General features: G+C 65.4%; 11 protein-coding genes. 1 reads left to right on the forward strand and 10 read right to left on the reverse strand.

All coding sequences use genetic code 11. The features are described from left to right. Nucleotides 1-20: 20 nt before the first annotated feature. The 4 genes from ACSR87_RS15685 to ACSR87_RS15700 form a co-directional block, all read right to left on the reverse strand. Nucleotides 21-998 (reverse strand): D-xylose 1-dehydrogenase, encoded by a 978-nt coding sequence (locus tag ACSR87_RS15685; protein WP_498531186.1) that lies wholly within the window; start codon nt 996-998, stop codon nt 21-23. Between the two features lie 60 nt (nt 999-1,058). Continuing rightward, nucleotides 1,059-2,219 (reverse strand): D-xylose 1-dehydrogenase, encoded by a 1,161-nt coding sequence (locus ACSR87_RS15690; RefSeq protein ID WP_498531187.1) that lies wholly within the window; start codon nt 2,217-2,219, stop codon nt 1,059-1,061. After that, nucleotides 2,216-3,085, reverse strand: coding sequence for a fumarylacetoacetate hydrolase family protein (locus ACSR87_RS15695; protein WP_004061785.1), 870 nt, complete (start codon nt 3,083-3,085; stop codon nt 2,216-2,218). The genes ACSR87_RS15690 and ACSR87_RS15695 overlap by 4 nt, the downstream gene beginning before the upstream one ends. Before the next feature lie 772 nt (nt 3,086-3,857). Beyond that, on the reverse strand, nt 3,858-4,631 hold the full coding sequence (locus ACSR87_RS15700) for an SDR family NAD(P)-dependent oxidoreductase (RefSeq protein ID WP_498531188.1): 774 nt from the start codon (nt 4,629-4,631) through the stop codon (nt 3,858-3,860). A 98-nt stretch (nt 4,632-4,729) separates the two neighbouring features. Between ACSR87_RS15700 and ACSR87_RS15705 the strand changes: the two genes are divergently transcribed. Continuing rightward, nucleotides 4,730-5,770 carry a zinc-dependent alcohol dehydrogenase gene (locus tag ACSR87_RS15705; RefSeq protein ID WP_008573060.1) on the forward strand — a complete coding sequence of 347 codons (1,041 nt, stop codon included), beginning with the start codon at nt 4,730-4,732 and terminating at the stop codon, nt 5,768-5,770. Between the two features lie 394 nt (nt 5,771-6,164). Here the strand turns inward: ACSR87_RS15705 and ACSR87_RS15710 are convergent, their stop codons facing one another. The 6 genes from ACSR87_RS15710 to ACSR87_RS15735 all read right to left on the reverse strand — a co-directional run bounded on the left by ACSR87_RS15710 (nt 6,165) and on the right by ACSR87_RS15735 (nt 14,474). Then, nucleotides 6,165-8,279 (reverse strand): dipeptide ABC transporter ATP-binding protein, encoded by a 2,115-nt coding sequence (locus ACSR87_RS15710; RefSeq protein WP_498531189.1) that lies wholly within the window; start codon nt 8,277-8,279, stop codon nt 6,165-6,167. After that, the gene (locus ACSR87_RS15715; protein ID WP_498531190.1) at nt 8,276-9,196 is read right to left on the reverse strand and encodes an ABC transporter permease; all 921 of its coding nucleotides are present in this window, start codon (nt 9,194-9,196) and stop codon (nt 8,276-8,278) included. Before ACSR87_RS15715 ends, ACSR87_RS15710 begins: the two co-directional genes overlap by 4 nt. After that, the gene (locus tag ACSR87_RS15720; RefSeq protein WP_498531191.1) at nt 9,193-10,188 is read right to left on the reverse strand and encodes an ABC transporter permease; all 996 of its coding nucleotides are present in this window, start codon (nt 10,186-10,188) and stop codon (nt 9,193-9,195) included. Before ACSR87_RS15720 ends, ACSR87_RS15715 begins: the two co-directional genes overlap by 4 nt. A gap of 51 nt (nt 10,189-10,239) precedes the next feature. Next, nucleotides 10,240-12,108, reverse strand: a complete 1,869-nt coding sequence (locus tag ACSR87_RS15725) for an ABC transporter substrate-binding protein (RefSeq protein WP_498531192.1) — start codon at nt 12,106-12,108, stop codon at nt 10,240-10,242. A 183-nt stretch (nt 12,109-12,291) separates the two neighbouring features. Then, on the reverse strand, nt 12,292-12,945 hold the full coding sequence (locus ACSR87_RS15730; protein WP_498531193.1) for a helix-turn-helix domain-containing protein: 654 nt from the start codon (nt 12,943-12,945) through the stop codon (nt 12,292-12,294). 158 nt (nt 12,946-13,103) lie between these two features. Further along, nucleotides 13,104-14,474: an SLC13 family permease gene (locus ACSR87_RS15735; protein ID WP_498531392.1), complete on the reverse strand. Its 1,371-nt coding sequence runs from the start codon at nt 14,472-14,474 to the stop codon at nt 13,104-13,106. Between the last annotated feature and the right edge of the window lie 5 nt (nt 14,475-14,479).

The raw sequence follows: 14,479 nt of genomic DNA on the forward strand, positions 1-14,479 counted from the left end.
AAACGGACAGCGGCGGGCGGTCAGTCCAACTCGACTGCGGCCCCGGTCTCGGCGCTCTCGTAAATCGCGTCGATGGTCCGCATGACCGACACGGATTCCTCGCGGTCGACGCGCGGCGTCTCGCCGGTCTCGACGGCGCGGGCGAACGCCTCGACCTCGCGGCGGTAGCTGTCTGTCGGGTCGAACGTCTCCGTGACGACGCGGCCGTCGGTCGCGTAAGTGAGTTCGGCCGCGGCCGTCGGGTCGACGTTGAACGCGGGGTTCGCCTCCAGCCAGCCGTCGGTGGTCTGGACGCGGTAGTACTGCGTCTCGGGCGTGTCGAACGACGATTCGACGCGGGCGGTCGCGCCGGAGTCGTACTCCAAGACGCCCGACATCCGGGTGTCGACGCCGCAGTCGCGCGTGTCGGTCGTGGTCGCGTACACCCGGTCGGGCGTCCCGAGGAAGAGTCGCGCCGCGCTGACGGCGTAGCAGCCCACGTCTATGACGCTCCCGCCGGCGAGGTCGGGGTCGATGCGGATGTCGTCGGCCCCCTCGGGCAGGCGGAACGAGAAGTTCGACGTGACAGAGACGACCGCGCCGAGCTCCGACGCGACGAGTTCCGCGGCCCGCTCGGTCAGCGGGTGGAAGCGGTACATGAACGCCTCCATCAGCGTGACGCCCGCGTCCTCGCAGTAGTCGAAGACGGCGGCCGTCTCGTCGGCGCTGGCGGTCAGCGGCTTCTCGCAGAGGACGTGCAGCCCGCGGTCGGCGGCCGCGCGAACCCAGTCGGCGTGGAGGCCGTTGGGGAGCGGGATGTAAACCGCGTCGAGGGAGTCGTCGGCCAACAGCGCCTCGTAGCTGCCGTAGGCGGTGGGGATGCCGAGTTCGTCGGCGACGGCGCTCGCCCGCGCCTCGTCGCGGGACGCGATGGCGGCCGCCTCGTGTTCGCTCGCCTGCACCGCGGGGATGATCGATTTGACGCCGATGCCTGCCGTGCCGAGGATGCCGAACTTCATGCGGGGAACTGCGGGAAACCCGATAATAAAACTGCGGGCGACGACGCGCCGAATCGAGTCCTACGTCCCGTCGGAATCGGGGTCGGCGTCGTGGTTGGCAGCGGCAGCGTCGGCGGAGTCGGAGTCGGCGGCGGCGTCGACGGCGACATCGGTCCCTCGCTCCGCCGCGGCGTAAATCGCGTCCATCGCGCGCATGTCCACGAGCGCGTGGTCGCCGTCGGGCGTGAGGTCGGCATCCGTCAGGAGCCGGGATGCGAAGTAGTCGAACTCCTCCGTCATCTGGTTCACCTGCTCGAAGTCGTAGTCGGCGGACTGGTCCCCCCACGACAGCCGGAATCCCCGCTTTTGGCGGTTGTAGAACGCGGGCTCGATTTCGAGTTCGCCCTCGGTGCCGGTCACCCGGAGGTGGCTCGACTGGTAAGCCGACTGGCTGGCGGTGCAGACCGCGAGCGTGCCGTCGTCGAAGTCGACGCCGAAACTGACGTGCTCGTCGCCGACGGCCTCGAACGCCTCGTCGTCGACGCGGGCGGTCGCCCTGACGCGGACGGGGTCGGCGTCGAGGACGAACCGGGCGGTGTTCAGCGGGTAGAGCCCGATGTCCATGACGGTCGCGCCGCCGGAGAGTTCGGGGTCGAGCCGCCACTGGTCGGGGTCGGGGACGACCTCGTCGAGCAGGCGCTGGGACATGTGGCCGTGGAGGAACACCGGCTCGCCGATGACGCCGGCCTCGACGAGTTCGCGGGCGCGCCGGACGGCCGGCTCGGTCTGCATCCGATAGGCGACCATCAGGGGCACGTCGGCGCGGTCGCAGGCGGCGACGAGCTTTTCGGCCCGCTCGACCGACGCTTCCAGCGGTTTCTCGCAGAGGACCGCCTTCCCCAACTCGGCCGCGGTCTCGACGTACGGGAGATGCAGACCGTTCGGCGTAACGACGTACACCGCGTCGTAGGCGTCGGCGGCGACCCCCTCGTGGAACTCGTCGTAGGTGAGGCCGTGGGTTATCGACTCGGTCAACGCCGTCGCGCCCTCGGCTTTCTCCTTCGAACTGCTGACGACGACCGTCGTCTCGCAGAACTCGGACGCCTCGACCGCGGGAATCGCCTCGTCGCGGGTCCACCAGCCGAGGCCGATCATGGCGACACGCACGGTGCCCGTCACGTCGTCTCCCTGCCAGTCGCGGCGCGTGAACTCCTCGACGATGTCGGTGGGGGCGGGGCTCATACGGTGGTGACGGAGTTCGAGAGGGTGCCGATACCTTCGATAGTGATGTCGACGTGGTCACCCTCTTGAAGGTCGAACGGCTGTTCGGGGACGAGCGACGTGCCCGTCAGGATGACCGCCAGTTCGGGCACCGTGTTGTGTCGCGTGAAGTACGACACGAGTTCGTCGCAGCTGCGGACCATCTCGCTGGTGTTCGTGGCGTCGTCGTAGATGACTTCGCCGTCGCGCTCGATAGTCATGCTCATCTCCAACTCGTGGGGGTCCTCCACGTCTTCGGGCGTAACCACACACGGGCCGATGGAACAACAGCGGTCGTACACTTTCGCCTGTGGGAGATACAGCGGGTTTTCGCCCTCTATCGACCGACTACTCACGTCGTTGCCGACGGTGTAGCCGACGATTTCCCCCCGGCGAAGCACGATACCCAGTTCGGGCTCCGGCACGTCCCATTCGGAGTCGCCTCTGACGCCGATGGCGTCGCCCGGTTCGACGGTCCGAGACGGCGTGGCCTTGAAGAAAACCTCCGGCCGGTCGGCGTCGTACACGTCGAAGTACATGTCCGGCATGGAACTCTCCTCCTCGCGCGCTTGCTCGCTTATCTGGTAGGTGACGCCCGCGGCCCAGATTTCCTCGGCGTCGACGGGGACCGTCGCGTGCCGGTCGACGAACGCGTCGTCGACTACGTCGGCGTCCTCGGTCAGTTCGGCGGCGAGTCGGTCGACCGAGGTCCGGGCGATACTCGCCACCCGAGCCAAGTCACCGAACGTCCGAAGGTCCGCGTCGGCGCTCGTGAGGTCGTACGTCGTGGAGTCGCGGCTTGCCGTGAGACGGCGCTCTCCCGACACCGCTAGCTGGTGGTAGTGCATTCAGTATCCTCATTACCAGCGATTGTAATAAAAGTACGTCCCGGTATGAGCGGCGCGGGGCAATGCAGAAAGCCTCGAGACGTCGGCGGGTTCGGTCCCGAACTCCCGGCCGGGTGTAGTTCGCTCGCCCGTTGGCGACGAGCGCCGACGAGCGCGAGATGACAGGCAGAGGAGGCGACGCGAGCCCGACGCGTGTGACGTAGAGAGACACACGAATTCCCAGTAACAGAACACACCGAGTCGGCGGGGCGAATCGGCAACGCGGCGACGAGACGGCCGTGTCGGAGCCCACGAGCGTGAGCTGACGACCCACATCGGTGTCGTCGAAAACGACCACCGAAAGAGACAAGTCGACCGCCAGGGCTCGTCTCGGCCGATAATCAGGAACGAGTGGATCGAGAGCTCGCCGGATACTCTCGTTTTCTATCACAGAATGCAATCACAGCACGCACGGACGGGAGAGTCCGGGAACAGCCCACGCGACGTGCGGTGCGTCGGTTTTAGATTACACGCGTATGCTTGTAATTCAGACGGCCGACGCCGGGAAGCGGGGCGGGTTCCCGAGAGGCCGGGGCAAGAGCGAACGCGGGGGACGGGTCACTCGACCTCGCCCCTCCGTTCCCTATCACAGAACGATTGTCCAGCAGTCTCCGGCGTCTACCGGCGGCAAGCTCGCCGGGAGCGACATCGAAGACTCCCGTCCGGAGGGGCTAGCGCGCGCTCACGAGAGCACGTCGATGGCGAAACGGGAGACGAGAGACGAAAGACGGGGTTAGAACGCGCTGTCCGCGAACCCGCCGTCGACGGTGACGACCTCACCAGTCACGAACGAGGCGGCGTCGCTCGCGAGGAAGACCGCCGCGCCGACGATTTCCTCCCGTTCCGCGACTCGGCCGAGCGGCGTTCGCTCGTCGATTCGCTCGCGCTTTTCGGTCCCCTCGGCGTAGGTGTCGGCGTTCTGCGGCGTGATGACGAAGCCCGGTGCGATGGCGTTGACGCGTATCTCGGGTGCGAGTTCCTTCGCGGACGCGCGGGTGAACGCCTCGACGCCGCCCTTCGCCGCCGAGTAGGCGGGGAGGTTCGCCATCGAGAGCCGCGCGGCCAACGAGGAGATGTTGATAATCGACCCGCCGTCGGCGACGGCCGGGGCCAGCTCCTGCGTCACGCGGCGGACGCCCCCGAGCGCGATGTCGGTGACGTGGTCCCACGCGTCGTCGTCGATGTCGCGGACCGTCTCGCGGGATATCGCGCCCTGCGAGGCGACGACCACGTCGACGCCGCCGAACTCCTCGACGGCGCGCTCGCGGACGCGTTCGAGCGAGGCCGGGTCTGTCACGTCGCAGGTCTCCCGAACCGCGTTCGCTCCCAAGTCCTCGATTGCATCGGCCGTCTCGTCGACCGCCGACTCGCGTCGGCTGGTGGCGAGGACGTCCGCGCCCTCGCTGGCGAATCCGAGGGCGATTGCCTGACCGATACCGCTCGTCCCGCCGACGACGACGACGCGCTTGTCACTGACGGAGACTGGCGTGTGCTCGTATGCGACCATGGTCTCAGTCCGCACGGTGCCGACATGATAGTTGCGGAACGCGCGACGGGAGTGCCGCATGCAATACGTTTTTACCGACCCGTGCCACATGTGCTCTCATGCGAGGACTTGCCAAAGTAGAGCGTAGCTCCGGCGCTATGGAGTTCGTCGAGCGACAGAAACCGGAACCGGGCGCCGGAGAGGTGCTCGTGGAGGTCGACTACGCCGGCCTCTGCGGAAGCGACGCGGGCATCTACGAGTTCGAATCCGCCTTCGAGCGGATGGAGCTGCCGACGGTCATCGGCCACGAGTACGCCGGGCGCGTGGTCGAAGTCGGCGACGGCGTGACGGAGTTCGGCGTCGGCGACCGCGTGGTCGAACGACCGATTCGGGGCTGCGGCGAGTGTTATCAGTGTCGCATCGGCGAGGAGAACGTCTGTCAGGACGCGGTCATCACCGGCGTCGACCACGACGGCGCGTACGAGCGGTTCATCGCCGTCCCGGAGCGCGCCCTCCACCCGATTCCCGACGACGTGAAACAGCAGCACGCCGCGGTCGCGGAGCCGACGAGCATCGCCGCGCGCGCCGTCATCGAGAACTCCCGGGTCGGCGCGGGCGACCGCGTGTTGGTCGAGGGGCCCGGGCCAATCGGTCTGCTCACGGCCCAAGTCGCGGCCGCGCAGGGCGGCACCGTCGTCGTTTCCGGCGTGGGACAGGACGCCGACTACCGGCTCCCGCTCGCGGAGGAACTCGGCTTCGAGACGGTCAACGTCGCCGACGACGATACCGAGGCGCGCCGCGAGCGCCACACCGGCGGCGTCGGCTACGACGTGGTGTTCGACACGACCGGACACCCCTCGGGACTCACGACGGCCGTCGACGAGGTCCGCAAGGGCGGCCAAATCGTCCTCGTCGGCCAGACCGGTGAGACTTCGATGCCCTACTCCCCGCTCGTCCGCGCGGAAATCGACCTCCAGTGTTCGTACGCCTCCATGTACGAGGACTTCGAGCGCTCGTTCCGACTGATTCGCGACGGCGACGTGGACTGCGAGACGTTCGTCGACACCCGGTTTTCGCTGTTCGAAGCCGACGAAGCCTTCGAGACGTTCATCGAGGGCGGGACGTGCAAGCCGGTGTTCGATATCTCGGAGTTGGCGTAATGGGGCCTTCGAACGGTCGTAACCCAAACCGAGATAGTAAATCAAAATAAGAACAATACTATATACGAGATAGATCAGAGAGAAGTCCCTAAATAAGCACATATTCCCCGCATATCTGCTTTTTAAACCAACTCTCATCAGCTATAAGTAGTTATTTCGAATGAAAGAGCAATTATGTCCAATAGAACAGGAAGTCATTCAGATATAGTCACTTTAGACCGCTAAAACAGAGAAATTTAGCCAATAGATTAGAAACTAGCCAATAGATTTTCTCGGTGATATTTTTTATTTCTCACAATCCTACTGCGGCGGACCAGACCTCGAATCCGAATCGAGACACAGCGCTACCGGGAGGTTGCCAAAGAGACGAAGCGAGGAGAGTCGAAGGGCGGCGTCAGTCGCTCACCGAATCGCCACTAGCCGGCGACGAGAACTCGGGGTCCCCGTATGTGCCGGAGCGGTCGTCGGCGAGGTCGTCCGCGGCGGGGGTCTCCCCGTCAGGGAAGTAGCACGCGGCGCGGTGGTCGCCGCTTCGGACGGTGTCGAGTCCGGGTTCGCTCTCTCGGCACTCGTCTTCGGCCTTCGGGCACCGCGGGGCGAAGACGCACCCCGACGGGAGGTCGACCGGGTTCGGAGGCTCGCCGTCGAGCAGGACGCGGTCGCGGTCGACCGTCGGGTCCTTTTCGGGGGCGGCCGCGAGGAGCGAGGTGGTGTACGGGTGTTTCGGCTCGGCTGCGACGGACTCGACGTCGCCCTCCTCGATGATCCGCCCGAGGTACATAATCGCGAGCCGGTCCGACACCTGCACCAGACTGGCGAGGTCGTGAGAGATGTAGACGATGCCGATGTCCTCCGTGTCCGCGAGTTCTCGAAGGAGGTTCAGCAGGTTCACCTTCAGCGACACGTCGAGCATCGACGCCGGTTCGTCGCAGATGAGGAAGTCGGGGTCGAGGACGAGCGCCTTGGCCACCGCGACGCGCTGACGTTGGCCCCCCGATAGCTGGTGCGGGTACTGGTCGAGGAACTTCCGCGCGGGCGTGAGCCCGACTTTCTCCAGCGTCTCGACGACGGCCCGTTCGCGCTCGTCGGTCCGGTAGTCGTGGATAGTGAGCGGTTCGCCGACCAACTGCCGAACCGTCTGTCTCGGGTTGAGCGAGTCGAAGGGGTCCTGGAAGATTATCTGCACCTTCCGGCGGAACTCGCGCATGTTCCCGTCGGCGTAGTGCTCGTAGGACTCGCCGTCGAAGACGAACTCGCCGCCGGTGGGCTGTTTGAGAAGCGCGATGGTCTCGCCGAGCGTCGACTTCCCACAGCCGGACTCGCCGGCGACGCCGAGGATTTCTGACCGCCGGACCCGCAGGGAGACGCCGTCGACGGCGCGGACGTAGTTCGGATCGTTGCCCCTGAGTTTCTCCAAGAGCGGCTGGCTCTGCTCGTAGTACTTCTCGAGGCCGTCGGTTTCGAGAAGCACCTCGCCGCGGTCCGATTCGTCGTGGCTGTCGGGGATGCCCCACGTCTCCGGGTCGGTGGCGTCACGCCGCATCTGGGCGGCTTTGGTGACGTGGTGGCACGCCGAGCGGTGGTTGCGGTTCGGCAGGTCGACGAGGTCCGGATGGGACGCCTCGCACTCTTCGGTGGCAAACGGACACCGGTCCTTGAACACACAGGCGCTGGGTTCCTCGCTCAGGTTCGGCGGCGACCCCGGAATCGAGACGGGGTCCTGGTCGCCCTCCTCAATCTCGGGGAAGGAGTTCTTCAGCCCCATCGTGTAGGGGTTCGTGGGGTTGACGAGGACGTTGTCGACGCTTCCCTGCTCCATCGCCTTCCCGCCGTAGAGGATGGACAACTCGTCGCACGTCTCGGCGATGACGCCGATTTCGTGGGTGATGAGCAGCAGCGAACTGTCCATCCGGTCCTGTATCTCCAGAATCTTGTCGATAATCTTGTCCTGGACGATGACGTCGAGCCCCGTGGTCGGCTCGTCGGCGATGATGAGGTCCGGTTCGAGCGCGAGTGCCATGGCGATGGTCACGCGCTGGCGCATCCCCCCGGAGAACTCGTGGGGATAGTCGTCGATGCGGTCGGGGTCGAGCCCGACGATTTCGAACAGTTCTCTGACCCGCGAACGCGCCTTGTCGTCGGTGACGTTCCGATGAGTCTGAATCGCCTGTCGAATCTGCGCGCCGGTGGACATCACCGGGTCGAGCGAGTCCATCGCGCTCTGGGGGATATAGGCGATGTCCTCCCAGAGCACGTCGCGGCGCTCGCGCTCGTTGAGGCCGGTCAGGTCGCGGCCCTGGAATTCGATGCTGCCGGATTCGACGGAGCCGTTGCTCGGGAGGAGACCGAGAACCGCCTCGGCCAGCGTCGATTTCCCCGAGCCGGATTCGCCGGCGAGGCCGTAGTTGACGCCCTCGTCGATGCTGAACGACACGTCGTTGACGGCGTGGACGGTTCCGCTGTCGGTCGAGTACGTGACCGTAAGGTCCGTGATGTCGAGGAGGCTCATTGTTCGGTCTGAATCTCCGGGTTGATGACTTCTTCGTAGGCGCGTCCGATGAGGAACACCGAGGTGGTGATGGCCGCGATGCCGAGTGCGGGCGGGAGCACCCACCACCAAGCGACGCGCATGTTGCCCGATTCGAACACCTGTCGGAGCATCCGGCCCCAACTGGTGACGGTCGGGTCGCCGAATCCGAGGAACGCCAGGCTGGCCTGCGCGGCGATGGCCCAGGCGATGCCGTAGGCCGTGTAGAGAAAGCCGATGGGAAGCACGTTCGGCGCGACGTGGTAGAGCATCGTCCGCAGGTCGCTCGCACCGCTGGCGCGCGCCGACTTCACGAAGGTGCGCTCCCTGACGGAGAGGACCTCGGAACGGACGACGCGCGCGGGCATCTTCCAGAGGAACGCGACGATGATTCCCGTCATGAGCCAGACGCTCGGCGTCACGAACGTCAGGAGCAACAGCGCCATCGGCGTGAACGGCAGGGAGAACGTGAGGTCCGTGAGGCGCATGAGGACCTCGTCGACCCAGCCGCCGTAGTACCCGCTGACGAGCCCCACGAGGAAGCCGAGCGCACCGGTCCCGATGCCGCCGAACAGCCCGACGATGAACGTCGGTTGCGCGCCGGCGAGGAACTGGCTCAGAACGTCTTTACCGTAGGCGGTCGTCCCGAATGGGGCCGCGCCGGTCGGTTCAGACAGCCGCAGCATCGAGCCCGCATCGTCGCGGACGGTGTGCTCGATGGGGTCGTGCGGGGCGAGCGCGGGGCCGAGGAGGCCGAGGAAGACGAACGCCGCGACGATGACGACGCCAGCGAACGCGAGGCGGTCGCGTCGCAGGAACGTGAACTGGTCGCGGAGCGTCTCCGCGAGCCCCTCGACCCGCTTTTTCAGTTCGGCTTCGGGCTTCGTCTCGGTGCTCACGCGGCACCACCTCCGCTGGTCGAGACGGTCGGGTCGAAGTAGGCGTACAGCACGTCGGCGACGAGGTTCGCCACGATGACCGCGAGCGCCATGATGAACACGGCCGCCTGCACCAGCGGGTAGTCCTGCTGTTGGATGGCGAGCACGAGTTCGCGGCCGATGCCGGGCCAGCCGAAGACGACTTCGAGCAGGATGAGTCCCTGGAATATCATCCCGAGACGCAGCGCGAAGTAGGTCAGAATCGGTAGCATGGAGTTCCGACCCGCCCGCGCGAGTTGCTGCATCTCCGAGAGCCCCTTCGCGCGGTGGAGCTTGAGGAACTCAGAGCCCCGCTTTTCGACGACGCCGTTACGCGCCAACAGCAGGAAGTCGCCGCTGTAGTACAGCACCGACACCGTAAACGGCAGGATGTAGTGGTGCAGGAAGTCGAGCGAGGCGAACGTCTCGACGTAGCCCTCCGGCGAGGCGCTGATAGAGCGCATCCCGAAGGCGGGCACCAGTTCGAGGTTGTACGCGAAGACGATGACGAACAGGATGCCCGTGATGAACACCGGCGTCGACCGGAGGAACGTCGTGGCGATGATGCTGAGCTTCTCCAGTTTACTCCCGCGGTTCCAACCGACGTACATCCCGAGCAGGGAACTCAGGACCGCCGTCGTCACTAACGCGGGGACGAGCAGGATGAGCGTGTTGACGAGCCGTGGGGCCAGTACCCCCCAGACGGGCTGGCTCCGCAGGATGGAGTAGCCGAACTGGAACAGCAGGATACTCTGGAGGTAGCTGAGGTACTGCCGCCACATCGGCTGGTCGAGGCCGTACATCGCTCGAATCTCGGAGATTTGCTGCTGGCTCAGGTTGCCCGCGGTGACGAGCGACTCGAACGGGCTCCCGGGAAGCAGCCGCAGGACGACGAAGATGACCGAGACGGCCACGAGGGTGAGCACGAAGGAGATGGCGAGTCGCTTCGCGAGAAAGCGCTGGAACTCGCTCATGGTCGGTCCCCCCGTCGGCGCGAATGGGTAGTGTTCGACATAGTGGTCACCTTACGAGAAGTCCGCCTGTCCGAGTTCGTCGCGGCGTTGGTGCATGTTTCCGGGCTGGATGCGCTCGACGAAGGCGGCCCACGCGTCCCCGTTGGGGAACCGGAGATTTCCGTCGTCGTCCCACGTGTAGCCGGCCTGTTCGAGGTTCGATTTCGCCCCGTCGATGTCGAACTCGTAGTGCGTCGTGTCCGACGTGTGCCACGGCGTGAGGTCCGAAATCGGGTTCTCCCCGCTCGGGACGGTCGCGCGGTCCTGCAGCACGTCGGCGGCGAAGCCCTCGGTGTCGACCGACTTGGCGAGGGCGACGCGGAACTCCTTGTCGCGAACGAGCGGACAGGAGAACATCAGCTTCGTGTCGAGCGGCGCGAAGTTGCCCGAGGTCATCTTCTCGACGCCGGCGGTGCTCGCGGCGCGGTCGGCCTGCGAGTTCGAGAGCGTCGTTCCGATGGCGTCGATTTCGCCGCCCTGCAGCGAGCCGATCATGGAGTCGATGTTGCCGACGTTTATCCAGATGACGCGGTCGACGCCCTCGCCGGTCGTGGCCTGGTCGCCGAGCACGTCTGCCCGCCAGTCGTCGTCGAACATCCAGTGGCCCTCGTTTTTCGACACCTCGAAGCGGGTTCCCTGCTCCCAGTTCTCGTGCGTGAACGGCCCCGTGCCGACGGGCGACTCGGGGTTGTGCTGGGACGGGTTCTCCACGTCCTCCCACTTGTGCTTGGGGATGATGACGCTGCGAACGACGCGCTGGGTCATGAACGCCGCGTCGGGGCCCTTCAGATTGAACCGAACCTCGTGGTCGCCGAGCACTTCGACCGACTCGACCGGCTCGTAGAACGGCGTCTGGCTGGTCGAGGAGTGTTCCTTGTACAGTTCGACGGTGAACTTCACGTCCTCCGCGGTGAACGGCTCGCCGTCGTGCCACTCGACGCCTTCGCGAAGAGTGAGTTCGACGGTGGTGTCGTCGACGAATCCGCCACCGGTCGCCAGCGCGGGGACGACTTCGAGGTCCGGCGTGGCGTCGAAGAGGCCGTCGTAGATGAACGTCAGTCGCTTCGCCTCCGCGCCCCCGGCGGCCCACGGGAGGTTCAGCGAGTTCATCGAGGTGGTCACACCCTTGATGTAAGTCCGGTCGTCGGTCTGGGGTTGCAGGTTCACCTCTGACCAGACGAACGAGTCCTTCGTCGGCCCGTTGCCCGGCGTCTGGACGTAGCCGCTCCAGCGCTCCGTGTTGACCGCGGTGATGATATCGGGGAACAGCGTGATGAGCGCGCCCACGTCCTCGCTGAAGATGCGCTGGGCCTCGGCGACGAGCTCCTCTCGCTCGGCGCGCTCGGTCGCCTGACTCTGTTCCGTCAGCACCTCCTGCAGGTCGGGGTGGTAGTAGTTGTCGTAGTTCGAGAGGCTCGTCTCGGTCCGCCGCATCAAAAGCGGGTTCGGGTCCAGTCCGCGTTGCGGGTCCGGACCGTGGGTACTCATCGAGATGATTGCTTCGAGTCCCTTCGTGTCCCAACTCTGGGCGTACAGTTGGTTCAGCGGCCGGTCGTTGAGTTGCGTCCCGATGCCGAGGGCGTCAAGCCCGCGCTGGACCATGAGCGCGTGTTCCCGCATCCACGGGTCGTCCTCGCTCGAAAATTCGAGCGGGACGGGGTCCAACACCGCGCCTGCGGTCGCGCTGTAATCGAGCGGCGGTTCGTCGGCGTCGATGGTCTCCCACTCGCGCCAGTACTTCGTCTCGACCGTCTCCGGGGTCCCGGAGGGGACATCGGGGGTGAGACTCGACCCGCCGTCGCTCCCGCCGCTCCCGCTGCCGCCGCCACCGGTACACCCCGCGAGTCCGGTCACGCCGAGGGCGGTCGCAGTCGCCGCCACGTAGTCGCGTCGCGTAAGGCCAGTTCCACGTTCGACACCCGAACTATCACGATTTTTCTTCGACATTGCGACCGCTTGTTATGGAGTATCTTCCATGGTGCTAATCCCGATAGGAGCCGATATTTATCGCTCTTTATATACTGTATCGGTGGAAGGCGGCAATATTATCCAACACGGTGGGAGCTACTCCTGTCGCGGACCGTAGATGAGTTCGAGCAGATTTCGCTCCGCGGTCCGGAGTCGTTCGCTCAGCGTGGACTGAGCGATACCCAGCTCCTCGGCGAGTTCGGTCTCAGAGGTCTCTCGCGGAATGTGGAAGTAGCCGTGATTGAATGCCGTCTCCAGAACCGCGAGCTGGTCGTCGGTCAGCTTGGAGATTAACACCTCCTTTAATCGGCCGCTATCGAGCGGTTCGCCGGGGGTTTCGTCCTGCGTCACGGAGCGGAGTTCGAACTCCCCGAGCGTCTCCTGAATCTCGTCGGCGAGTTCCCTGAAGTGGTCCCAGTCCTGTGCGGTGGCGACGACCTCGAAGACGCCGTCTTGGAGGACGATGCGGTTCGGAATCGTCTCCTGTCTGAGCACCAGTCCGAGGATGAACGGGTAGGACTCGTTGGCGAGAATCGTCACTCGGCGTATCTGCACGTCGGTCGAGGCGGTCGGAATCTCCTCGTCGTAGAAGACGGTCACGCCCGAGATTTCGGCGAGGAGGGACTCCACGTCGAAAGAGTCGTTCGAGGCGATGGTGAGCGACTCGATCCACGTCCCGTCCTCGACGTAAAACGCGTTGTCCAACTCGATGCTCCGGGCGTCTCGCAGACGGCGGTCTATCTTCGACATGACGCCGGTCGGAGCCGTCGTAAACTCAACACGTAAGATGCGAACTCACCCGTACCGGGCAGATACCGTTCACCTACAAATAGCCCGGTGGTTGTCGCAACGAGTGGCGGAACCGGAGTCCGGGTTCGCGCGGACGACCGCCCGTCGGCGTCGCTGATTCAGGCGACGAGCGGCCAGTAGAAGAGCCACGAGAGGGTCACGACGACGAGTGACAGGCCCATCGTCACGAACCCGAACAGCGTCACGTCCCGATTCGTCAGCGGGCCGCGGTCGAGCGAGACGAGCACGGCGGTCGTATTGAACGGGAGAATCGTGGTCGACCCCACCACCAGGAGGACCGCGAGTCCGAGATAGAGCCGCGTCACGCCGAACGTCTCCGCGAACCGCAGCACGATGGGGAGAATCACCACGATGGCGGCCGACCCGGTCGAAAAGAGCACGCGAACGGCGACCGCGAACCCGAGGAGCAGTCCGACGAGTTGCCAGTGGCTAAACGCCTCGAACGGGACGAACCGCGCGAGGAGGTCGACGACGAGCGCGATGGTTTGGGTCGCTTCCAAGGCGTCCAGAATCGACAGCGTCGCGCCGATGAGAAAGAGGACGCCCCAGCTGAGTCCCTTGACATCGTCGGCGTCGATGACGTCGACGCCCGGGAGCGCGAGGACGGTGACCGCGACGACCGCCGGGAGAATCTCGGGGAGGCCGACGAACGACCCGACGACCCACGCGAGGACGGTCCCGGCCATCACCGCCGCGACGAATCCCTGCTCGCGAGTCAACTCGCCGTCGGCGGACGCGTCCGCAATCCCCGGCTTGTCGGGGTCGACAGTCGAGTCGGCATCGACGGCGTTGAAGAGACCGGCGGCCACGGCGGCGAGTACGTAGAGAACCACTGTCGGCGGAATCATCAAGACGGCCCACTCGACCCACGAGAGCGGTCGGACGCTCGTCGCGAGGATGCCCGAGGTGACGAGCGCCATCCCGCCGCCGGTCATGAGCGCCATCGACGCGATGGGGTTGATGTGACCCAAGAGGAGGAACGACGCGCGCTCGAATCCGCTTCCCGACGGGAGGTCGAACTCCTCGGTCACCTCCTCGACGATGGGGATGAACGCGACCGCACGGGCCATCGCGGACGGCATGAACAGCGCCAGTACGAGCACGTTCCGGGTGATGGAACGAAACGCCCCACGAGGGGTGCTGTCCGGGGACAGCAGTCGGTTCGCTAACCGGGTATCCAACCCCACCGACCGGACCGCATTGCCGAGGAGTAACAACACGAGGAGGAAATACACGAGCGAGGAGGTGAAGCCGCTCACCGCGGCCTCGAAGGAGTCCACGACGCCGAGGGCGTACAACAGGGAGACGCAGGCCAGACTCGAAATCGCGTACGGAACCGGTTTGGTCAACCAAAGTAGGAGCGCGACGACGAAAACCGAAAGCGCGTACTGCGACCGGACCGGAAGGACGGAGACGGGGTGGAGCCCGACGACTGCGAGGAGCAAGGCGGCGGCGACCGCGAGCGTCACCGTCT

Source organism: Haloferax sp. SDI50 (genome assembly GCF_059802635.1).

Bases quoted from the DNA above. Each gene is read 5' to 3' on its own strand.
- ACSR87_RS15685 (WP_498531186.1), bottom strand. From the start codon at position 998: ATGAAGTTCGGCATCCTCGGCACGGCAGGCATCGGCGTCAAATCGATC.
- ACSR87_RS15690 (WP_498531187.1), bottom strand. From the start codon at position 2,219: ATGAGCCCCGCCCCCACCGACATCGTCGAGGAGTTCACGCGCCGCGAC.
- ACSR87_RS15695 (WP_004061785.1), bottom strand. From the start codon at position 3,085: ATGCACTACCACCAGCTAGCGGTGTCGGGAGAGCGCCGTCTCACGGCA.
- ACSR87_RS15700 (WP_498531188.1), bottom strand. From the start codon at position 4,631: ATGGTCGCATACGAGCACACGCCAGTCTCCGTCAGTGACAAGCGCGTC.
- ACSR87_RS15705 (WP_008573060.1), top strand. From the start codon at position 4,730: ATGCGAGGACTTGCCAAAGTAGAGCGTAGCTCCGGCGCTATGGAGTTC.
- ACSR87_RS15710 (WP_498531189.1), bottom strand. From the start codon at position 8,279: ATGAGCCTCCTCGACATCACGGACCTTACGGTCACGTACTCGACCGAC.
- ACSR87_RS15720 (WP_498531191.1), bottom strand. From the start codon at position 10,188: ATGAGCGAGTTCCAGCGCTTTCTCGCGAAGCGACTCGCCATCTCCTTC.
- ACSR87_RS15730 (WP_498531193.1), bottom strand. From the start codon at position 12,945: ATGTCGAAGATAGACCGCCGTCTGCGAGACGCCCGGAGCATCGAGTTG.